Raw genomic sequence first — 19,904 nt, forward strand, 5'->3', positions numbered from 1 at the left:
CCTTCGGAGGTCACATGCTGCGTTCTGTCCTGCTTTATACGGCGCTGGTTTTCGGTGCAAATGCCGCCTTGGCCGCGGATGTGGACTGGGACGCCGCGAAGGCCGGCCTGCCCAAGCTGGTCGCCGCGCAGGACCCCGGCCCGGTCGGAGAGACCGAATTCACCGATCCCGAGGGCGGCACGCATTCGCTGGCCGATTACCGCGGCAAGGTGGTGCTGCTGAACTTCTGGGCGACCTGGTGCGCGCCCTGCCGCGAGGAAATGCCGGCGCTGGACGAATTGCAGGCCGAACTGGGCGGCGAGGATTTCCAGGTCGTCACCATCGCCACGGGCCGCAACTCGCCCGCCAGGATCGACGAATTCTATGCCGAGGTGGGCGTGTCGAACCTGCCCGTGCTGCTGGACCCGCGCCAGCAGCTTGCGCGCGAGATGGGCGTGGTGGGCCTGCCGGTCTCGGTGCTGATCGACCGCGACGGGCAGGAGATCGCCCGGCTGATGGGCGACGAGGACTGGGCGTCCGAGCCCGCCAAGACGCTTATCCGGCAGCTGACAGCGCCCTGATCTGGGCGTGGCGCGGGCAGCCGGTCATGTGGTCGTTGACCATGCCGGTCGCCTGCATGAAGGCATAGGTGATCACCGGCCCGCAGAAGTTGAAGCCCCGCTTTTTCAAGGCCTTGGACATGGCGGTCGATTCCGGCGTGGCGGTCGGCACCTGGGCCATGCTGGCAAAGCCGTTCTGGATCGGCGCGCCGCCGACGAAGGACCACAGCCAGGGCGCGAAGCCCTCCTGGCCCTCGATCTCCAGGAACAGCCGCGCGCCCCTGACGGTGGCGGCGATCTTGCCGCGATGGCGGATGATGCCGGGATTTTGCAGGGCGCGCTCGATCCGCGTCTCGTCCCAGGCGGCCACGCGCTCGGGGTCGAAGCCCTCGAATTCCTCGCGGAAATTGTCGCGCTTGCGCAGGATGGTGATCCAGGACAGCCCGGCCTGGAACCCGTCCAGCACCAGCTTTTCCCACAGCGCGCGCGAATCATGTTCCGGCACGCCCCATTCCTGGTCGTGATAGGCGATGTAGAGCGGATCGGTCCCGCACCAGCTGCATGTCTCGTTCATCGCCCGTTAACCCCGAGTCCAGAAATTCCTGCGCGTTCACCGCAAATTAAGCGATGATGGCCAAAGTGCAAGAAAACCGCATAGAGGCCCGATGTGACAGACGGCATCCCTCCCGAAACCAGCTCGCCGCTGGACTATGCCATCAACCAGCAAAGCCGCATCACCATGCCGGCCGTGTGCGCGGCCGTGGAAAAGGGCAACGGCATCCTTGCCTATCAGCCGATCGTGCAGGCGCAGCGCACCAACCGCGCCGCCTATTACGAAGGGCTGATCCGGATCCTCGACGATACCGGCCGGATCGTCCCGCTGAGGGATTTCATGCCCATGGCGGAAACGACCGAGCTGGGGCGGCGGATCGACTGCCTGTCGCTGTCGCTGGGGCTGCGCGACCTGGCCGACGACCCGACGCTGCGGCTGGCGGTCAACATGTCGGCGCGCTCGATCGGCTATCCCGACTGGATGCGCACCCTGCGCGACGGCCTGGCCGCAGACCCCCATATCGGCGAAAGGCTGATCCTGGAGATCACCGAAAGCTCGGCCATGGGGATGCCCGACCAGGTGCAGTGCTTCATGCGCGAGGTGCAGCGCCACGGCATCAGCCTGGCGCTGGACGATTTCGGGGCGGGCTATACCTCGTTCCGCTACCTGCGCGATTTCTGCTTCGACATGATCAAGATCGACGGGCAGTTCATCCGCGGCATCTCGGACCATCCCGACAACCAGGTGCTGGCGCGGGCGCTGATGTCGATCGCGCATCACTTCGACATGTTCACCGTCGCCGAATCGGTCGAAACCGCCGAGGACGCGGCCTTCCTGATCGAGATGGGGATCGACTGCCTGCAGGGCTATTATTTCGGCGCCCCGACCATCGCGCCGCCCTGGAAGGACCCGCCCTCGGTCGCGCGCCGCTGAGGCGCCTTTCCCGCGAAATGCGCAGGGGAAAAGCCCGGACAGCGGGGCGGACCGGCTCGCCCCCAGATTGCAGCTGCGGCAATGGCTGCGACCATGACGACCTGTGACAGCGGCGGACAGCGCCTTGACGCCACGGCATGAAACCGCATCCTTTACTCGATTCGCCGGCCTTTCCGGCGTCGAAGGCAAGGGAGCCCGCCATGACCAAAGCCGTAATCGTTTCCGCCGCCCGCACCCCGGTCGGCAGTTTCCTGGGGTCGTTCGCGAACGTGCCCGCCCATGATCTTGGCGCCGCGGTGCTGAAAGAGGTCGTGGCGCGCGCGGGCGTCGATCCCGCCGAGGTCAGCGAGACCATCCTGGGTCAGGTGCTGACCGCCGGCCAGGGGCAGAACCCGGCCCGGCAGGCGCATATCAATGCCGGCCTGCCGCAGGAATCGGCCGCCTGGCTGATCAACCAGGTCTGCGGCTCGGGGCTGCGCTCGGTCGCGCTGGCCGCGCAGCAGGTGCTGCTGGGCGATGCCGCCATCGTGCTGGCGGGCGGCCAGGAAAGCATGTCGCTGTCGCCCCATGCCGCCTATCTGCGCGCCGGCCAGAAGATGGGCGACATGCAGATGGTCGACACCATGATCCGCGACGGCTTGTGGGACGCCTTCAACAACTACCACATGGGCCAGACCGCCGAGAACGTGGCCGAGAAATGGGCGATCACCCGCGACCAGCAGGACGAATTCGCCGTCGCCTCGCAGAACAAGGCCGAGGCGGCGCAGAAGGAGGGCCGCTTCGACGACGAGATCGTTTCCTATACCGTCAAGACCCGCAAGGGCGACACGGTGGTGGACAAGGACGAATATATCCGCCACGGCGCCACGCTGGATGCGATGCAGAAGCTGCGCCCGGCCTTCGCCCGCGAGGGCTCGGTCACGGCGGCGAATGCCTCGGGCCTGAACGACGGCGCCGCCGCGGTGATGGTCATGACCGAGGACGAGGCCAGCCGCCGCGGCCTGACGCCGCTGGCCCGGATCGCCTCCTATGCGACCGCGGGCCTCGATCCCGCGATCATGGGCACCGGCCCGATCCCGTCCAGCCGCAAGGCGCTGGAAAAGGCCGGCTGGAGCGTCGGCGACCTGGACCTGATCGAGGCGAACGAGGCCTTCGCCGCCCAGGCGTGCGCGGTGAACAAGGACATGGGCTGGGATCCCTCGATCGTGAACGTGAACGGCGGCGCCATCGCCATCGGCCATCCGATCGGCGCCTCGGGCTGCCGGATCCTGAACACGCTGCTTTTCGAGATGAAGCGGCGCGACGCGAAGAAGGGCCTGGCAACCCTGTGCATCGGCGGCGGCATGGGCGTCGCCATGTGCCTGGAGCGCTGAGACGAGAAGGCAGCGCGCAATTATCTTGCGCGCTGTCGCCTCGTTCGGTAGCAAGATTTCAAACAGGCCCAGAATCGGAGGGGGAAAATGTCCAAAGTCGCACTTGTCACCGGGGGCTCTCGCGGGATCGGCGCCGCCATCTCGAAGGCGCTGCAAGAGGCGGGATATACCGTCGCCGCCAATTATGCCGGCAATGACGATGCCGCGAAGGCCTTCACCGAGGAGACCGGCATCAAGACCTACAAGTGGTCGGTCGCCGATTACGACGCCTGCGCCGCCGGCATCAGGCAGGTCGAGGAAGAGCTGGGCCCGATCGCGGTCCTGGTGAACAATGCCGGCATCACCCGCGACGCGATGTTCCACAAGATGACCCCGCAGCAGTGGAAAGAGGTCATCGACACCAACCTGACCGGCGTCTTCAACATGACCCATCCGGTCTGGGGCGGGATGCGCGACCGCAAGTTCGGCCGGATCGTCAACATCAGCTCGATCAACGGCCAGAAGGGCCAGGCCGGCCAGGCGAACTATTCGGCGGCCAAGGCGGGCGACCTGGGCTTCACCAAGGCCCTGGCGCAGGAAGGCGCGCGGGCGGGGATCACCGTCAACGCGATCTGCCCCGGCTATATCGGCACCGAGATGGTCCGCGCCATCGACGAAAAGGTCCTGAACGAGCGGATCATCCCGCAGATCCCGGTCGGCCGGCTGGGCGAGCCCGAGGAAATCGCGCGCTGCGTGGTCTTCCTGGCCTCGGACGAGGCGGGCTTCATCACCGGCTCGACCATCAGCGCGAATGGCGGCCAGTTCTTCGTCTGACCCCTGACGCGACAGCCCGACAAGACAGTCTGAAAAGGAACGGCCCGCGCGATCCGCGCGGGCCGTTCTCATTCAGGGTTCACCGTTCAACCGATCAATGGGACAGTCGGGAAATCTGCTCCTTCAGACGAAGTTTCTCGCGCTTCATCGCGGCGATTTCGAGGTCGTTCGTACCGGGACTGCTCTGGGCTTTCTCGACAGCTTCAGACAGTACGCGATGTTTTCTGCGCAGCTCCTCAACATGCGAAGCAACCGACATCGTGTCCTCCTCTAATGGTTGTGTTGAACGAATCGATAGCAGCACAGAACTGCGATTCTGTCACCAATCTTTCGCAAACAGCGGCGTGAGCGGCGCCCCCTCGCGAAGCACTGCCGAGGCATCAGACGTCAGGTCCTCGCCATCGTGCAGATGGCGGGGGGCGGCGTGCATGACGAAGGGGGCCAGCAGCCGCATGGGGCCGCGCGCGCCCTTGCAGGCGCTCAGCAGCACCCGCCCCGCCGGATGGCCCGACCGTGCCGCGACCGGCAGGATCGCCGCCGCGCCCGCCCGCCCCTCCAGCGCGGACAGCATCGCGGGCAGCCGGTCAACACGTTGAATCAGCGTCAGAATCCCGCCCGGACGCAGGCGGCGCAAGCCGGCGTCGATCCATTGCGCCAGCGGCGTCTGCTCTTGCCGCGCGGCGGCCCGGCCCGCATCCGGCGCGGCGGTGCCGCCGGTGAAATAGGGCGGGTTGGCGATGACGTGGTCGAAGGTCTCGGCGCGCAGGGCGGCGGGCATCGCGGCCAGGTCGCCGGCATGGACCGTCAGCCCGATGCCGTTGGCTGCGGCATTTTCACGCGCCAGCGCGGCATAGTCCGGCTGGCGCTCCAGCCCCGCCAGCCGTGCCCCCGGCACCCGCCAGCCCAGGCAGAGGCTGGCCACCCCCGCCCCGCAGCCCAGCTCCAGCACGCGCTGGCCCGGCGCGGCGGGACAGGCGGCGGCCAGCATCACCGCATCGGCGCCCGAGCGATAGCCGCGCGCCGGCTGGCGGATCCGCAGCCGCCCGCCCAGGAAGCCGTCCTCGCGCGTGTCACTCATCCAGGCCCAGGTCCTTCAGGATCGCGCGGGCCATGAATTCGTCGCGATCCGCGACCATGACCCGGCGCGGCAACACGCCGATCGATCCGTCCAGGATGCTCATGTGCTGGTCCAGCTCGAAGGCGGGGATGCCCTCGGCGCAAAGCAGGCCGACGACGCGGGATATCCTGACCGGATCATTGCTGCGGAAGAGTTCTTTCATGAACAAAAGCCTAGGTGGCGGTTGCGAAATTGTCGATGGCATGGCAATCCCTTTCGCGCAGTAACGGGGCTTCATCATGGGTGTGAACGAAAACGTCCGTAAACCGCTGGACCGGCTGTCGGCCGCGCTGTCAGCCGAAATGGAGGCGGTGAACGCCCTGATCCGCGCGCGCATGTCCAGCCGCCACGCGCCGCGCATCCCCGAGGTGACGGCCCATCTGATCGAGGCCGGCGGCAAGCGGCTGCGGCCGATGCTGACGCTGGCGGCGGCGAAGCTGCTGGACTATCCGGGCGAATATCACATCCACCTGGCCGCGACGGTCGAGTTCATCCATACCGCCACGCTGCTGCATGACGACGTGGTCGACGAAAGCCAGCAGCGCCGGGGCCGTCCGACCGCCAACCTGCTGTGGGACAACAAGTCCAGCGTACTGGTCGGCGATTACCTGTTCGCCCGCAGCTTCCAGCTGATGGTCGAGCCGGGCAACCTGCGCACGCTGGAAATCCTGGCCAATGCCAGCGCCACCATCGCCGAGGGCGAGGTGCTGCAGCTGACCGCCGCGCAGGACCTGCGCACCGACGAGGCGGTCTATCTGCAGGTGGTGCGCGGCAAGACCGCGGCGCTGTTTTCCGCCGCGACCGAGGTCGGCGGCGTGATCGCCGGCGCCCCGGACGACCAGGTGCGGGCGCTGTTCGACTATGGCGACGCGCTGGGGATCGCCTTCCAGATGGTGGATGACCTGCTGGACTATGGCGGCGCGACCGAGACCATCGGCAAGAATGTCGGCGACGATTTCCGCGAGCGCAAGCTGACCCTGCCGGTCATCAAGGCGGTGGCCAAGGCCGACGGGGCCGAGCGCGCCTTCTGGTCGCGCACCATCGAGAAGGGCGAGCAGCGCGAGGGCGACCTGGAGCAGGCGCTGGCGCTGCTGGCGCGGCATGGCGCGATGGAGGCCGCCCGCGCCGACGCCCTGGCCTGGGCCGAGCGCGCCAAGGCGGCGCTTCAGGTCCTGCCCGACCATCCGATCCGCGAGATGCTGTCCGACCTGGCCGATTTCGTCGTCAGCCGCGTCGCCTGACCGAAACCGCCGGCGCCATCAAGGACCCGCCTGCAAAGGCGGGTCCCTGTCGTTCGGGGCATCGGGGGCGGCAACGGAAAAGGGCGGGCCGCCTGCGCGACCCGCCCTCCTCTCGGGAAGAGACCCTCGTTCCCCGTCGTGCCTATTTTGCCTGCACGAAGTCGGGATAGGCTTCCATGCTCATCTCGCTGATATCCAGGCCGTTGATCTCGGCTTCCTGGCTGACGCGGATGCCCATGGTGGCCTTCAGCACGCTCCACACGATGAAGCTGGCGATGAAGACGAAGGCCCCGATGGCGACGATGCCGACCAGCTGCGTCACATAGCTGGTATCGGGGTTCGAGGCCGGGACGATCAGCGTGCCCCAGACGCCCGCGATCAGGTGGACCGGGATGGCGCCGACCACATCGTCGATCTTGAAGCGGTCCAGCAGCGGCACCGCGAAGACCGCGATGGCGCCGCCGACGCCGCCGATCAGGATCGCGCCGAAGGGCGAGGGGAACAGCGGCTCGGCGGTGATCGAGACCAGGCCGGCCAGCGCGCCGTTCAGCACCATGGTCAGGTCCACCTTGCCATAGCGCAGCTGGCTGCAGATGATCGCGACGACGACGCCCCCCGAGGCGGCAAGGTTGGTGTTCACGAAGACCCGGCTGACATCGGCGGCGTCATTGACCGAGCCGATGGCCAGCTGCGAGGCGCCGTTGAAGCCGAACCAGCCCAGCCACAGGATGAAGGTCCCCAGCGTCGCCAGCGCGAGGTTCGAGCCCGGCAGCGGCTTGACGCGGCCGTCGGGGCCGTATTTGCCGTGGCGGGCGCCCAGCACGATAGCCCCGGCCAGCGCGGCGAAGCCCCCGGTCGCATGGACCAGCGTCGAGCCGGCGAAGTCCGAGAAGCCCATGTCCGACAGCCAGCCCTCGCCCCATTGCCAGCTTGCCTCGATCGGATAGATGACGCCGGTCAGCACGACGGTGAAGATCAGGAACGGCCAGACGCGGACCCGCTCGGCCACGGTGCCCGAGACGATCGAGGCGGTGGTGGCGCAGAACATCAGCTGGAAGATGAAGTCCGATCCCGCGGAATAGCCGTCCTCGACCACCCCGCCGGCGACCGGGTCGATGCCTTTCGGGCTGAAGATCTCGCCGATCACGCCGCCGATGGTCCAGTCGCCCGGATACATCAGGTTGTAGCCCAGCACCCAGTACATCAGCCCCGCGATGCCGAAGACCGCCACGTTCTTGAACAGCTGCGTGGTCACGTTCTTGGAACGGACCAGTCCGGCCTCCAGCATGGCGAAGCCCGCCGCCATCCACATCACGAGGAAGGCCCCGATCAAAAACAGCAGCGTATTGAAGATATAGGCCACATCCGCGCTGACCGCGATCGCGGCGTCTGGCGTTGCGGCCTCCTGCGCGGCAGCGGGCAACGCAAGAAGCGCCAGCGCCGCGACCAGTCCGGGAATCATCTGTTTCATCAGTCGTCACCTGTCTTCTGGTCGTGCGGTCGCATCGCCGACCGCCATCGCTGCTTTGATCCGCAGTCAGGGGCCTTGTGCACAAGGGACGGGCGCATCGCTGCGCTTCGGAAAACCAAACTGTCCAGAGACAGAGCAGGGAAAAGGCAGTTTGCCCTCTTTTCGGGCAAATCACGGATTGGTCAGCCCAATTCCCAGCAGCGGATTCTTGATGTATGGTGTCGTGCAATTTGGCCGGAGCAATCGGCCGGGCAGGAAAGCAGGCATGAAAAGACCCACCGGCACCCCGAAGCGCACGGGACGAAGCCCCGTTGCGGACAAACGCAACCCGTCCTCGGGAAATGACGGCAAATCAACATCCTCGATCCGGCGCAATCCCAAGCGCCCGGCGCGGCGCGGCAATGTCGTGCTGCGCGGCGTGGCGGGGACCGTGTCGCTGATCTGGCGGGTGATCTGGGGCTCGATCTGGCGGCTGGCGATGGTCTTCGCGCTGATTCTGGGCTCGGCCACGGCCTATTACTACGCGAGCCTGCCCGAGGCGCAGGCATTGTTCGACGGCCGGGCGCGCGGCTCGGTCACGATGCTGGACCGCGAGGGGCGGGTCTTCGCCTGGCGCGGGGAAACCTTCGGCATGGTCAGCAGCGACAAGATCGCCCCGGTCCTGAAAGAGGCGGTGATCGCGACCGAGGACCGCCGCTTCTACGGCCATCTGGGCATCAGCCCGCGCGGCATCGCCAGCGCCATCAGCATCAACATGGCCGCCGGGCGCGGCCCGCTGGAGGGCCATGGCGGCTCGACCATCACCCAGCAGGTCGCGAAGCTTCTGTGCCTGGGCGACAGCTTCGACCCGATCCGCTGGAAGAACGAGGCCGAGTTCGAGGCCGACTGCCGCCAGACCAGCCTGTGGCGCAAGGTCAAGGAAGTGCCCTTCGCCTTCGCGCTGGAGGCCAAGTATTCCAAGGACGACATCCTCAACATCTACATGAACCGCTCCTATCTGGGGGCCGGCGCGCGCGGCTTCGAGGCCGCCAGCCAGCGCTATTTCAACAAGCCCGCCTCGGAGGTGAATGCCGCCGAGGCCGCGATGCTGGCGGGCCTGTTGCGCGCGCCCAGCTATTACGCGCCGACTGCGAACCTGCAGCGCAGCCAGGACCGCGCCAACGTGATCCTGGGGCTGATGGGGCAGGAAGGGTATTTGAGCAACGAAGAAATCACCGAGGCCCGCGCCCAGCCCGCGCGGCTGTCGCAGGCCGCCGCGGCGCGGGCGGGGGGCTATTTCGCCGATTGGGTCATGGAGACGGGCCCGGGCTTCCTGACCACCGAGACGACCGAGGATGTCACGCTGAGAACCACCTTCGACCAGCGCATCCAGCGCGCCGCCGAGCGCGCCCTGCAGCGGGTCTTCGACGAGAAGGTCGATCCCGGCTCGAAGGCGCAGGCGGCGGTCGTGGTCATGTCGGCGGACGGCGCCGTGCGCGCGATGATCGGCGGGCGCGACAACACCGCCCACGGCACCTTCAACCGCGCCATCCAGGCCAAGCGGCAGACCGGTTCCAGCTTCAAGCCCTTCGTCTTCGGGGCCGCGCTGGAGGCGGGTTATTCGCCCGCCGACATCGTCCAGGACGCGCCGCTGACCATCCATATCCGCGGCGCGCGGCCCTGGTCGCCGCAGAACTATACCCGCCGCTATTCCGGGCCGGTGACGCTGACCACGGCGCTGAAGAATTCGCTGAACACCGCGACCATCCGGCTGCAGGAAACCGTCGGCCGCGAGGAGGTGCGCCGCGTCGCCCATGATTTCGGCATCGTCAGCAACCTGACCACCAGCCCCTCGCTGGGTCTGGGGGCGTCCGAGGCGACGCTTCTAGAACTGACCGGCGCCTATGCGGGCATCCGTAACGGCGGCACCTCGGTCGCGCCCTATGGCCTGGTCGAGCTGCGCATCGCCGGCGACGACCAGCCGCTGATGGGCCAGGCCGGCGGCTTCGGCGAGCGGGTCATCAGCCAGCGCGCGGCGGGCCAGCTGATCTACATGATGGCGCAGGTCATCGACAGCGGCACCGGCACCCGCGCGAAGCTGGACGGCCGTCCGGCGGCGGGCAAGACCGGCACCACCTCCAGCTATCGCGATGCCTGGTTCATCGGCTTCACCGAGCAATATGTGACCGGCGTCTGGATGGGCTATGACGACAACACGCCGCTGAAGGGCGTGACCGGCGGCGGGCTTCCGGCCGAGATCTGGCAGGCGGTCATGACCGAGATCCACGAGGGCCTGCCCTCGCTGCCGCTTTCGACGGTCTCGCCCGATGGCAGCGGCATCATCATGTCGGGCGACGGGATGCCGAAGGTCGTCACCTCGGGCTCGGCCGACGATCCCTTGGCGGCGGCGCTGGCCGGGGCGATGTCGACCGGTGGCAGCCAGGGCGGCGGCCGGATCATCACCGCGCCGGGCGAGGGCGGCGGGGGCGGCGCCCCGCAAACGCCGGGCAACAGCAATTCCGCCGACAGCGACGATGCGCTGAGCCGCGCGCTGAACGGGATCCTGGGCGGCACCTGAGCGCCGTTCCGGGCCGGGAAAAGGAAGACGCCCCACCGATCCGGCGGGGCGTCTTTCGTTTCGCTGGCGCGGGGGCGCCGCCCCCGGCGGCTCAGCCCGCCTGTTGCAGGTCGGCGGACAGCGCCGCCACATCCCCGCCCCGCCGCGTCAGCATCGCCGCGATCTCGGCGCGCTCGGAGGCCAGCATGTTGACGCCCTCGATGATGATGTTGAAGAACAGGCTGCGCCCCGACCTGTCCGAGACATGCCATTCGACCTGCATCGGCGCCCGCCCGTTCAGATAGGCGGTCGAGGAGACCGCGAAGAAGCTCTTCAGCGGGCGCGCCTCGCCCACCTCGATCCGCGAGCCGACGAATTCGCGGAAGCGTTTGCCGTATTTGCGGCCGATATAGCCCTGGAAGGCCTGCCGGTATTCGGCGAATTCCCCGGCGCCGATCTGGCGCGCGACAGGCCCCAGCGCCGAGCGCGCGATGACGTCGACATCGGCATAGCGGGCGAAGACTTCCTCGAAGTCGCGATACATCTCGGCCGGGGGCTGGCCGGAATTGATCACCGCATGGACCTCGGTCAGCGAGGTCTCGATCAGCGCCCGCGCCTCGGTCGTGTCCAGCGCCAGGGCCGGGCCGCCGGGCAGCACGGCGAAGGCCCCGGCGCCGGCCAGCAGCGCCAGCAGGCCGCGGCGGCTATTCCTCATAGGGGTCGATGACCGCGTCGTCATCCTCGATGGCGTCATAAGGGTCAAAGGCATTGCCCTCCTCTCCCAGTTCATGGCGGCGATGCATCAGCCAGATCAGCCGCGTCTGCGCATAGCTGTCGGCCGAACCCTGCAGCACGCCCTCTACCGTATCGCCGAACCGCGCCCGGTCGGCGGCCTTTCCCGCGGCCCGCAGCCCCAGCACCCCGACCGCCTGCCGGCCGGTCAGCACGTGGTTCCACGGGTCCAGCACGATATCGACCACCCTGCCCGCCGCGTCCCGCTGTGTCGAGGGGCCCAGCACCGGCAACTCCAGATAGGCGCCTTCCGGCGCACCCCAGCGCGCCAGGGTCTGGCCGAAATCGGTATCGACCTCGTCCAGGCCGAAATCGCTGCCCGCCGGGTCGAACAGCCCGGCGATCCCCAGGGTCGAGTTCACCGCGAAGCGGAAGCCGTTGCGAATCGCGGGCCCCGGCCGGCCCTGCAGAAGGTGGTTTACCACCTTGCCGGGCAGCGACAGGTTCGCGCCGACATTGGCGACCAGATCGGCGGGCCGCATCTGCTGCGCATTGCCGCGGCTTTCGCCCCCGCCCGAGGCAAGCCGCGCGACCGGCGCGACCAGCCTGGCGTCCACCCCCTTGTTGAAGGCGTGAATCCGCCGATTCGCGCCTTCGTAAGGATCGTTCACCATGATACCATCGCGCATGACCGGATCCGATGCGCAGGCGGCCAGCGTCAGAAAAACCATCGGCAAGATTTGACTGCGGGTCGGGCGCAAAGAGATTCCTAACTTTTCCGCATTACGACTGGCGTGTATCTGAAGGGCGGCAACGGGCTGGCATGCAGGGCTGAAACGGGAATAATGGTGCCGCCAGGGGGCGGCAAGCCCGGCAACTGCGTCTCGGCGGATTTTGGGAAGGTGAATTGGTAATGAGCAACGCGCCGTTTGCAGGCGATGGAGCACGCGAATTGCGTGCGGCCCGCGCCACGGGCCTGCCGCTGTTCCTGGCGGTCGGCGCATTCTCGGCGGTGGTCAACCTGCTGATGCTGACCGGGCCGCTGTTCATGCTGCAGGTCTATGACCGCGTGCTGGCCTCGCGCTCGGTCGAGACGCTGACCGCGCTGTTCGTGCTGGTGGTCTTCCTGTTTTTGCTGATGGGCATCGTCGATTTCGCCCGCAACCGCGTCACCCAGCGAATCGCCGCCCGCTTCCAGGACCGGATCGAGGGGCGGGTCTTCCTGGCGGCGCTGCGCGAGGGCGCCCCCAGCGGCAACGAGGCCGCGGCGACCGCCAGCGGGATGCGCGACCTCGATTCGGTGCAGCGCTTCATCGCCTCGCCGGTGTTGCTGGCGATCTTCGATTTGCCCTGGGCGCCGGTCTTCCTGGCCGCCGTCTATATCTTCCATCCGCTTCTGGGCGTCGTCGCCACGATCGGCGGCGCGATCCTGGTGGTGGCCACGATCCTGAACCGCCGCCTGTCGCGCCATCCGCTGCAGCAATCCATGCAGGCCAATGCGGCCGCGCAGCGCATGGCCGACCTCTATCGCGACGAGGGCGAGGTGATCGGCGCGCTGGGGATGCGCAGCGCCACCCATGCCCGCTGGCGCAAGGCGCGGGCCGATGCGCAGGCCCATGCCGTGCACGGGGGCGACCTGTCCTCGGGCTTCACGGTCTTTTCCAAGTCCTTCCGGCTGTTTCTGCAAAGCGCGATGCTGGCCGCCGGCGCCTGGCTGGTGCTGCGCCAGGAACTGACGCCCGGCGCGATGATCGCCAGCTCGATCATGATGGGCCGGGCCTTGGCGCCGATCGACCAGCTGGTCGGCGGATGGGCGCTGGTGCAGGGCGCGCAGGACGGCTGGGAACGCCTGTCGCGCCTGCTCAGCCGCCAGCCGGCCGAGATTCAGCGCACCGCCCTGCCCCGCCCCGAGGCCCATGTCGAGGTGCGCCAGCTGACCGTCGCGCCGCCGGGCCAGAACACCGCGATCCTGCGCGGCCTCAGCTTCGACGTGCTGCCGGGCCAGGCGCTGGGGGTGATCGGGCCCTCGGGCGCCGGCAAGTCCACGCTGGCGCGGGCGCTGATCGGCGCCTGGCCGGTGGGCGCGGGCTCGATCCGGCTGGGCGGCGCGACGCTGGACCAGTATCACCCCGACGTGCTGGGCAACCTGATCGGCTATCTGCCGCAGCAGGTGACGCTGTTCGACGGCACCATCGCCGAGAACATCGCCCGGCTGTCGCCCAATCCCGACCCCGAACGGGTGGTCCGCGCCGCGCGGGGGGCGGCGGCGCATCAGATGATCCTGGACCTGCCGCAGGGCTACGACACCCGCATCAGCCAGACCGGCGGGCGGCTGTCGGGCGGCCAGATCCAGCGCATCGGCCTGGCCCGCGCGCTCTATCCCGACCCGGTCCTGCTGGTCCTGGACGAGCCGAACTCGAACCTGGACAACCAGGGTTCCGAGGCGCTGAACCAGGCGATCCGCCGGGTCAAGGCGCAGGGCGGCGCGGTCATCATCATGGCCCACCGCCCCGCCGCGATCAACGAATGCGAGGTCCTTCTGGTGATGGAACACGGGATGCGCCGCGCCTTCGGACCGCGCGACGAGGTGCTTCGGCAGATGGTCCAGAACTCGGCCGAGATCATCAAGGCGCAGGAAAGCGGCCGCGCCGGAGGCGTGACATGAACAGCGACAGCCCCAAGCAACCCCCGAAGGAAGAGCCGCTGCCCCTGCGGCATCGCCATCCCGCCGATCCCGCGCATGGCGCCGGGCCGGTTGCCGCGCCGCAACCCGCCGGCCAACCTGCGCCCCCGCCGGCCGGCCCATCTGCCAGCCAACCCGCCGGCCAGCCGCGGCGGTCGCCGCCGGGCGGGGCCCGGCAGCCGGCGGCCCAGCCCTCGCGCACCGCGGCGATGCGGACCGGGGCGGTGCCGCCCGCCGATCCGCTGCCGCCCCCGCCGCCGATCCCGACGCCCGACGCCGCGCGCTGGCCGGTGCGTGGCCCGGTCCTGTTCGGCGTGTTCTCCATCCTGGTCCTGCTGGGCGGCTTCGGCCTGTGGGCCTGGCAGAGCCGCATCTCGGGCGCGGTGGTCGCGCAGGGCCAGGTCGAGGTCGAGCAGCAAAGGCAGGTCGTCCAGCATCCCGACGGCGGGGTGGTCGAGGCGATCCTGGTCACCGACGGCCAGCAGGTCGAGGCCGGCCAGCCCCTGGTCCGCCTGGACGGGGCGCTGCTGTCCACGGAACTGGCCATCGTCGAAAGCCAGTATTTCGAGATCCTCGCACGCCGCGGCCGGCTGGAGGCCGAACGCGCCGATTCCCCCGACATCACCTTCCCCGAGGAGTTGGTGAAGACCTCGGAAAACGACCCCGATCTTGCGGCCCTGGTCGAGGGCCAGCGCAGCCTGTTCGAGACGCGCCGCGACACGCTGGAGCAATCGCTGGAGCAGTTGCAGAAGCAGTCCGAGCAGGTCAGCTCGCAGATCACCGGCATCGACGCGCAGATCGCGGCCCTGGCGCTGCAGCGCGAGCTGATCGGCAAGGAGCTGACGGACCAGGAAACGCTGCTGTCGCGCGGCTTGGCGCAGGCCTCGCGCGTGCTGGCCCTGCAGCGCGAGGCGGCGCGGCTCGACGGCCAGGTCGGCGAATTGCAGGCCAACCGCGCCTCGGCCGAAACCCGCCAGACCGAGCTGGACGTCCAGCGCCTGCGCCTGAATGCCGAACGGCGCGAAGACGCCGAGACGCAGCTGCGCGACCTGGGCTATCGCGAGCTGGAACTGGCCGAACGCCGCCGCAGCCTCAGCGAGCAGATCAGCCGGCTGGAGATCCGGGCGCCCGTGTCGGGGGTGATCTACAACCTGCAGGTGACGACCCCGCGCTCGGTCATCCGGCCCGCCGATCCGCTGCTGCATATCGTGCCGCAGGACCGGCCGCTGGTCATCGGCGCCCGCGTCGCCACGATCAATATCGACGAGATCCAGGTCGGCCAGCCGGTCGTGCTGCGCTTCTCGGCCTTTTCCTCGCGCACCACGCCCGAGATCGACGGCCAGCTGATGCGGATCTCGCCGGATGCGCTGGTCGACGAGGCGACGCACATGCCCTATTACCGCGCCGAGGTGACGATCCCGCCCGAGCAGTTGCAGAAGCTGGGCGATCTGGCCCTGATCCCCGGCATGCCGGTCGAGGTCTATATCCAGACCGGCGAGCGCAGCCCGATCGCCTATCTGATGAAGCCGCTGACCGATTATTTCAGCCGCGCCTTCCGCGAGCAGTAGAGCGGCGAAGGAACCCCGACGCGCGCGATTTCCCTTGCGGGTTCGACCGGGGGTCCGGCCAAGCGCATCGAAGCGGATCATGCCTGGGCGGCGACCACCATCGCCAGGTCCCGCGGCCGCCGTGGTCATCGCTTCCGCAGCATCACGGTGCGGGATCGGCGGCGGACGCACCCGTCGCCTCCGGCGGCCGGCGCGGTCAGTGCTTGCGGCGGCGCTTGGCGGCGCGCTTGATCTCGGACAGGCGCGATTTCACCGACATGCGGCGCGGGGCGCGGCCGCGCTTGCCCTTGCCGGGACCGCGCGGCATGGGGCGGCCCTCAAGCTCGATCAGCTCCAGCGTCAGCCCGCCGGTCATCGGGATCGCCTCGGACAGGCGCACGGTGACGCGCTGGCCGATGCCGATCTCCAGCCCGGTATCGGCGCCGATCAGCATCTGCGCATCCGGGTCGAAATGGAAATATTCGTGCCCCAGGTCGCGGATCGGCAGCAGCCCGTCGGCGCCGGTCTCGTCCAGCTTGACGAAGGCGCCGAAGCGCTGGATGCCGCTGATCCGGCCCGCCATCTCGGTGCCGACGCGATCGGCCAGATAGGCGGCCAGGTAGCGGTCCACCGTGTCGCGTTCGGCGGCCATGCTGCGGCGCTCGGTCTCGCTGATATGGGTCGCGGTTTCCGTCAGCCGCTCGGAATCCTCGACCGACAGGCCGTCCTTGCCCCAGCCATGGCCCGAGATCAGCGCCCGGTGCACGATCAGGTCGGAATAGCGCCGGATGGGCGAGGTGAAATGCGCATAGCTGCGCAGCGCCAGGCCGAAATGGCCGAAATTTTCCGGGTGGTAATAGGCCTGCGTCATCGAACGCAGGGTCGAGATGTTGATCAGCTCGTCGAAATCGGTGCCCTCGGCCTGGGCCAGCAGCCGGTTCAGGTGGCTGGTCTGCAGCACCTGCCCCTTGGCCAGCGTGAAGCCCGAGGCCTGCGCCACCTCGCGCAGCGCGTCGATCTTGTCGAGGCTGGGCTCCTCGTGGACGCGATAGAGCAGCGGGCGGCGGCGCTGGTCCAGTTCCTCGGCGGCGGCGACATTGGCCAGCACCATGAATTCCTCGATCAGCCGGTGCGCGTCCAGCCGTTCGCGGAAATTCACCGACTTGACGCGGCCGTCCGGGGTCAGCTCGATCCGGCGTTCCGGCAGGTCCAGATCCAGCGGCTGGCGGCGCCGCCGCGCCTCGGCCAGCAGGCCATAGGCGTGCCACAGCGGCCGGATCACCGTGTCGATCAGCGGCGCGGTCGCCGCGTCGGGATTGCCGTCCGCCGCCGCCTGCGCCTGCGCGTAGGCCAGCGAGGCGCGGCTGTTCATCATGCCGCGATGGAAATTGTGGCTGACCTTGTTGCCCTGCGCGTCCAGCCGCATCCTGACGGCGATCACCGCCCGGTCCACGCCCTCGTGCAGCGAGCAGAGATCGGCCGACAGCGCCTCGGGCAGCATCGGCACCACCCGGTCGGGGAAATAGGTCGAGTTGCCGCGATTCCACGCCTCGCGGTCCAGCGCCGAGCCGGGGCGGACGTAATGGGCGACATCGGCGATGGCCACCCAGATGGTGGCGCCGCCGTCCTCCTCGATGAAGGCCGCGACCGCATCGTCGCGGTCGCGCGCATCCGAGGGGTCGATGGTGACCAGCGGCAGGTCGCGCAGATCCTCGCGCCCCTTCATGCCGGCGGGCTTCGCCGCCTCGGCTTCGGTGATGACGGCGGCGGGGAATTCGTCGGGGATGCCGTGCTGGTGGATGGCGATCAGGCTGACCGCGCGCGGCGCGGAAGGGTCGCCCAGCCGTTCCACGATCCGCGCCAGCGGCAGGCCCAGCCGCCCCTTCGGCCCGGCCTGTTCGGCCTGCACCAGCTCGCCGTTCTGCGCCCCCAGCGTCGCATCCGCGCGCACCCGCCATTCGCGGTCCTGGCCCTTGTCGATGGGCAGGATCCGGCCGCCCTCGGTCTCCTTGCGGAAGATGCCGGTGATGCGGTTCGGCGTGGCGGTGATGCGGCGGATCAGCCGGGCCTGATACTGGTGATCCTCGCCATGGACCTCGACCAGCCGGCCCAGGAAACGATCACCCCGGCCAAGCGCCGGGTCGGTTTCGCGCGGGGCATAGAGGATGCGCGGCACCGGCCCCTCGCCGCTCCATTCCAGGGGCCGCGCGAACAGATCGCCCGAGCCGTCGGGGGCCAGCAGTTCCAGCACCGTGACCGGCGGCAGGGCCTCGGCGTCGCGATAGTGGCGGCGGCGGCGTTCCAGCTGACCCTCGGCCTCCAGCTCCTTCAGCAGCCGCTTCAGCTCGATCCGGGCCGCGCCCTTGATGCCGAAGGCCTTGGCGATGTCGCGTTTCGAATTGGCGTCGGGATGTTCGGCGACCCAATCCATGATCTGTTGCTTGCTGGGAATCTGGGTCATGGGGTCAACCTGTGAAAAGGGGAATGGGACCGAACGCGGCAGCGCGGCCTAGAGTTCGCGCAGCATGTCGCGATGGGGAATGCCGGCATCGTCATAGACCTCGCCCACCGGCGAAAAGCCCAGCCTTTCGTAGAAACCGATGGCGTGGACCTGCGCCCCCAGCTTCGCATGGGTCACGCCGGGACGCGCCCGCAGCACGTCCAGCGAAGCCCGGATCAGCGCCGCGCCCAGGCCGGTGCCGCGCGCCCGGCGCAGCACGCAGACGCGGCCGATCTTGCCGACGGCGCCGTCGACCAGGATCCGCGCGGTGCCGGTCGGCGCGCCTTCCTGCCAGGCCAGGATATGGATCGCCTGATCGTCCAGGCCGTCCCATTCATCCGCCTCGGCGATGCCCTGTTCCTCGATGAAGACGGCCCGGCGCAGGGCGCGGCAGGGTTCGATGTCGGCGGCCAGTTCGATCCTCATGCGAAATACCTTTCCAGAATGCGCCGATAGATCCGCTTCAGCTGGTGGACCTGCTCGACCGGCACGCGCTCGTCAACCTGGTGCATGAAATGGCCGACCAGCCCGAATTCCACCACCGGGCAGTGGTTCTTGACGAAACGCGCGTCCGAGGTGCCGCCGCTGGTCGACAGGACCGGCACGATCCCGGTCTCGGCGGCCACCACGTCGCGGACCAGGTCGACGAAGGGGCCGGGTTGGGTCAGGAAGGCGTCGCCCGACAGTTCGGGGGTCAGGGTGATCCCGACCCCGGTCTCGGCGCTGACGGCCTCGGCCCGCGCAGTCAGGTCGCGGGTCAGGCTGTCGCCGTCATGCAGGTCGTTGAAGCGGATATTGACCACCGCCGTCGCCCGTTCGGGAATGACGTTCGAGGCCGGGTTGCCGCAATCGATCGAGGTGATCTGCAGCCCGCTGGGGTCGAAATGCGCCGTCCCTTCGTCCAGCGGCGCGGCGATCAGCGCCGCCAGATAGCGGGTCAGCGCATGCAGCGGGTTCTTCGCCCGGTGCGGATAGGCGGCATGGCCCTGCACCCCCTTCGCCACGATGCGGAAGGTGATCGAGCCGCGCCGCCCGATCTTCATCATCTCGCCCATCAGCTCGGGATTCGAGGGCTCGCCGACGATGCAGACATCCATCCGCTCGCCCTCGGCCTCCATCCAGTCCAGCAGCGCCAGCGTGCCGTCGCGGCCCAGCCCCTCCTCATCGCCGGTGATGGCCAGGATCACCGCGCCGTCGGGCGGCGTCTCGGTGACGAAATCGATGGCGGCGGCGGCAAAGGCCGCGACGCCCGACTTCATGTCGGTGGCGCCCCGGCCCCAGATCAGCCCGCCCTCGACATGGCCGGAAAAAGGCGGATGCGTCCACGAGCCCAGGTCGCCCGGCGGCACGACATCGGTATGGCCGTTGAAGCCGAAGGAGCGCGCCCCCTTCGCCCCCCAGCGCGCGAACAGGTTGGGCGTGCCGTTCCGGTCCACGCGATGCAGCTCGAAGCCCGCGGCCGCCAGCATGTCGCCCAGCAGGACCAGCGCGCCGCCTTCCTCGGGCGTGACCGAGGGGCAGCGGATCAGGCGGGCGGTCAGGTCGGCGGCGTCGGTCATTCGGTCAGGTCCCAGGTTCGATTGCATGGCGGACCGGCCTGCCGCCGGCCGGGATCGGCAGCGGAAGCGTCCAGCGCCGAAACTGCACCACATTCCGCCGGTCCTGCAAGGAGAAGCCCGCGCCTCGGGACCGCCCGAGCCCGGAGCCGCGATACAAGCCCCCCTCGCGTCCGCCGCGAAGACGCCCCTGCCCGCCCATCCGTTGCGGCTTCCCGAGCCTGTCCATTCGGCGGGGTCCTGGGGTCAGGGCCGCTTCATCGGCTAGCGGCTGCGGTTCTTTCCCGAGCGATGGCAAGTCGAGGGTGGA

Annotated in this window: 18 protein-coding genes; 8 read left to right on the top strand and 10 right to left on the bottom strand. The window is 68.7% G+C overall.

The window, feature by feature from the left end; translation table 11 throughout:
• Positions 1-14: 14 nt before the first annotated feature.
• Entirely contained in the window at positions 15-560 is a 546-nt protein-coding gene (locus tag C9E82_RS05570) for a TlpA disulfide reductase family protein (RefSeq protein WP_119900790.1), read from the top strand.
• Here C9E82_RS05570 and C9E82_RS05575 read toward each other — a convergent pair.
• On the bottom strand, positions 535-1,113 hold the full coding sequence (locus tag C9E82_RS05575; protein WP_119900789.1) for a DNA-3-methyladenine glycosylase I: 579 nt from the start codon (positions 1,111-1,113) through the stop codon (positions 535-537). The two genes, C9E82_RS05570 and C9E82_RS05575, sit on opposite strands and share 26 nt — an antisense overlap.
• A 93-nt stretch (positions 1,114-1,206) precedes the next feature.
• Here C9E82_RS05575 and C9E82_RS05580 point away from each other — a divergent pair, with 93 nt between their 5' ends.
• The 3 genes from C9E82_RS05580 (at position 1,207) to phbB (ending at position 4,211) form a co-directional block, all read left to right on the top strand.
• Positions 1,207-2,025, top strand: coding sequence for an EAL domain-containing protein (locus tag C9E82_RS05580; protein WP_240643687.1), 819 nt, complete (start codon positions 1,207-1,209; stop codon positions 2,023-2,025).
• Between the two features lie 200 nt (positions 2,026-2,225).
• Positions 2,226-3,398 (top strand): acetyl-CoA C-acetyltransferase, encoded by a 1,173-nt coding sequence (locus tag C9E82_RS05585; RefSeq protein WP_119900788.1) that lies wholly within the window; start codon positions 2,226-2,228, stop codon positions 3,396-3,398.
• 87 nt (positions 3,399-3,485) lie between these two features.
• Positions 3,486-4,211, top strand: coding sequence for a beta-ketoacyl-ACP reductase (phbB, locus tag C9E82_RS05590; protein WP_119900787.1), 726 nt, complete (start codon positions 3,486-3,488; stop codon positions 4,209-4,211).
• 94 nt (positions 4,212-4,305) lie between these two features.
• Here the strand turns inward: phbB and C9E82_RS05595 are convergent, their stop codons facing one another.
• Genes C9E82_RS05595 through C9E82_RS05605 form a run of 3 tightly spaced genes read right to left on the bottom strand, consistent with a single transcriptional unit; the run spans position 4,306 to position 5,491 of the window.
• Positions 4,306-4,470 carry a YdcH family protein gene (locus tag C9E82_RS05595; RefSeq protein WP_119900786.1) on the bottom strand — a complete coding sequence of 55 codons (165 nt, stop codon included), beginning with the start codon at positions 4,468-4,470 and terminating at the stop codon, positions 4,306-4,308.
• 60 nt (positions 4,471-4,530) lie between these two features.
• Positions 4,531-5,289 (bottom strand): tRNA1(Val) (adenine(37)-N6)-methyltransferase, encoded by a 759-nt coding sequence (locus C9E82_RS05600; protein WP_122449216.1) that lies wholly within the window; start codon positions 5,287-5,289, stop codon positions 4,531-4,533.
• Positions 5,282-5,491 (bottom strand): putative signal transducing protein, encoded by a 210-nt coding sequence (locus C9E82_RS05605; protein WP_119897375.1) that lies wholly within the window; start codon positions 5,489-5,491, stop codon positions 5,282-5,284. The genes C9E82_RS05600 and C9E82_RS05605 overlap by 8 nt, the downstream gene beginning before the upstream one ends.
• A gap of 76 nt (positions 5,492-5,567) precedes the next feature.
• Between C9E82_RS05605 and C9E82_RS05610 the strand changes: the two genes are divergently transcribed.
• Positions 5,568-6,569 (top strand): polyprenyl synthetase family protein, encoded by a 1,002-nt coding sequence (locus C9E82_RS05610; protein ID WP_119897370.1) that lies wholly within the window; start codon positions 5,568-5,570, stop codon positions 6,567-6,569.
• A 142-nt stretch (positions 6,570-6,711) separates the two neighbouring features.
• On the opposite strand, the gene C9E82_RS05615 is transcribed toward C9E82_RS05610, so the two are convergent.
• Positions 6,712-8,040, bottom strand: a complete 1,329-nt coding sequence (locus C9E82_RS05615; protein ID WP_119897369.1) for an ammonium transporter — start codon at positions 8,038-8,040, stop codon at positions 6,712-6,714.
• A gap of 265 nt (positions 8,041-8,305) precedes the next feature.
• Here C9E82_RS05615 and C9E82_RS05620 point away from each other — a divergent pair, with 265 nt between their 5' ends.
• Positions 8,306-10,597, top strand: a complete 2,292-nt coding sequence (locus C9E82_RS05620; RefSeq protein ID WP_119897368.1) for a transglycosylase domain-containing protein — start codon at positions 8,306-8,308, stop codon at positions 10,595-10,597.
• 91 nt (positions 10,598-10,688) lie between these two features.
• On the opposite strand, the gene C9E82_RS05625 is transcribed toward C9E82_RS05620, so the two are convergent.
• Together C9E82_RS05625 and C9E82_RS05630 are read right to left on the bottom strand one after the other, a co-directional pair.
• Positions 10,689-11,291 (bottom strand): MlaC/ttg2D family ABC transporter substrate-binding protein, encoded by a 603-nt coding sequence (locus tag C9E82_RS05625; protein ID WP_119897367.1) that lies wholly within the window; start codon positions 11,289-11,291, stop codon positions 10,689-10,691.
• Positions 11,281-11,997: an MlaA family lipoprotein gene (locus tag C9E82_RS05630; protein ID WP_240643474.1), complete on the bottom strand. Its 717-nt coding sequence runs from the start codon at positions 11,995-11,997 to the stop codon at positions 11,281-11,283. Before C9E82_RS05630 ends, C9E82_RS05625 begins: the two co-directional genes overlap by 11 nt.
• A 224-nt stretch (positions 11,998-12,221) precedes the next feature.
• On the opposite strand from C9E82_RS05630, the gene C9E82_RS05635 reads away from it, so the two are divergent.
• Positions 12,222-13,973 carry a type I secretion system permease/ATPase gene (locus C9E82_RS05635; protein WP_119897365.1) on the top strand — a complete coding sequence of 584 codons (1,752 nt, stop codon included), beginning with the start codon at positions 12,222-12,224 and terminating at the stop codon, positions 13,971-13,973.
• Positions 13,970-15,559: an HlyD family type I secretion periplasmic adaptor subunit gene (locus C9E82_RS05640; protein WP_240643473.1), complete on the top strand. Its 1,590-nt coding sequence runs from the start codon at positions 13,970-13,972 to the stop codon at positions 15,557-15,559. Before C9E82_RS05635 ends, C9E82_RS05640 begins: the two co-directional genes overlap by 4 nt.
• Before the next feature lie 196 nt (positions 15,560-15,755).
• Here the strand turns inward: C9E82_RS05640 and rnr are convergent, their stop codons facing one another.
• The 3 genes from rnr to dapE are packed head-to-tail and all read right to left on the bottom strand — an operon-like array spanning position 15,756 to position 19,597.
• Complete coding sequence (rnr, locus tag C9E82_RS05645) at positions 15,756-17,999, bottom strand: ribonuclease R (protein ID WP_119897364.1); 2,244 nt, start codon at positions 17,997-17,999, stop codon at positions 15,756-15,758.
• A gap of 48 nt (positions 18,000-18,047) precedes the next feature.
• A complete protein-coding gene (locus tag C9E82_RS05650) occupies positions 18,048-18,464 on the bottom strand; it encodes a GNAT family N-acetyltransferase (protein WP_119897363.1) in 417 nt (138 codons plus the stop codon).
• Entirely contained in the window at positions 18,461-19,597 is a 1,137-nt protein-coding gene (gene dapE / locus C9E82_RS05655) for a succinyl-diaminopimelate desuccinylase (protein WP_119897362.1), read from the bottom strand. The genes C9E82_RS05650 and dapE overlap by 4 nt, the downstream gene beginning before the upstream one ends.
• Positions 19,598-19,904 lie beyond the last annotated feature (307 nt).

This window comes from Paracoccus sigandri (assembly GCF_003709565.1).
Taxonomy (GTDB): domain Bacteria; phylum Pseudomonadota; class Alphaproteobacteria; order Rhodobacterales; family Rhodobacteraceae; genus Paracoccus; species Paracoccus siganidrum.

What these genes read in the sequence shown, in the direction of transcription:
- C9E82_RS05570 (WP_119900790.1), top strand. Translation starts at nt 15, where the DNA reads ATGCTGCGTTCTGTCCTGCTTTATACGGCGCTGGTTTTCGGTGCAAAT.
- C9E82_RS05575 (WP_119900789.1), bottom strand. Translation starts at nt 1,113, where the DNA reads ATGAACGAGACATGCAGCTGGTGCGGGACCGATCCGCTCTACATCGCC.
- C9E82_RS05585 (WP_119900788.1), top strand. Translation starts at nt 2,226, where the DNA reads ATGACCAAAGCCGTAATCGTTTCCGCCGCCCGCACCCCGGTCGGCAGT.
- phbB (WP_119900787.1), top strand. Translation starts at nt 3,486, where the DNA reads ATGTCCAAAGTCGCACTTGTCACCGGGGGCTCTCGCGGGATCGGCGCC.
- C9E82_RS05595 (WP_119900786.1), bottom strand. Translation starts at nt 4,470, where the DNA reads ATGTCGGTTGCTTCGCATGTTGAGGAGCTGCGCAGAAAACATCGCGTA.
- C9E82_RS05600 (WP_122449216.1), bottom strand. Translation starts at nt 5,289, where the DNA reads ATGAGTGACACGCGCGAGGACGGCTTCCTGGGCGGGCGGCTGCGGATC.
- C9E82_RS05605 (WP_119897375.1), bottom strand. Translation starts at nt 5,491, where the DNA reads ATGAAAGAACTCTTCCGCAGCAATGATCCGGTCAGGATATCCCGCGTC.
- C9E82_RS05610 (WP_119897370.1), top strand. Translation starts at nt 5,568, where the DNA reads ATGGGTGTGAACGAAAACGTCCGTAAACCGCTGGACCGGCTGTCGGCC.
- C9E82_RS05615 (WP_119897369.1), bottom strand. Translation starts at nt 8,040, where the DNA reads ATGAAACAGATGATTCCCGGACTGGTCGCGGCGCTGGCGCTTCTTGCG.
- C9E82_RS05620 (WP_119897368.1), top strand. Translation starts at nt 8,306, where the DNA reads ATGAAAAGACCCACCGGCACCCCGAAGCGCACGGGACGAAGCCCCGTT.
- C9E82_RS05625 (WP_119897367.1), bottom strand. Translation starts at nt 11,291, where the DNA reads ATGAGGAATAGCCGCCGCGGCCTGCTGGCGCTGCTGGCCGGCGCCGGG.
- C9E82_RS05630 (WP_240643474.1), bottom strand. Translation starts at nt 11,997, where the DNA reads ATGCGCGATGGTATCATGGTGAACGATCCTTACGAAGGCGCGAATCGG.
- C9E82_RS05635 (WP_119897365.1), top strand. Translation starts at nt 12,222, where the DNA reads ATGAGCAACGCGCCGTTTGCAGGCGATGGAGCACGCGAATTGCGTGCG.
- C9E82_RS05640 (WP_240643473.1), top strand. Translation starts at nt 13,970, where the DNA reads ATGAACAGCGACAGCCCCAAGCAACCCCCGAAGGAAGAGCCGCTGCCC.
- rnr (WP_119897364.1), bottom strand. Translation starts at nt 17,999, where the DNA reads ATGACCCAGATTCCCAGCAAGCAACAGATCATGGATTGGGTCGCCGAA.
- C9E82_RS05650 (WP_119897363.1), bottom strand. Translation starts at nt 18,464, where the DNA reads ATGAGGATCGAACTGGCCGCCGACATCGAACCCTGCCGCGCCCTGCGC.
- dapE (WP_119897362.1), bottom strand. Translation starts at nt 19,597, where the DNA reads ATGACCGACGCCGCCGACCTGACCGCCCGCCTGATCCGCTGCCCCTCG.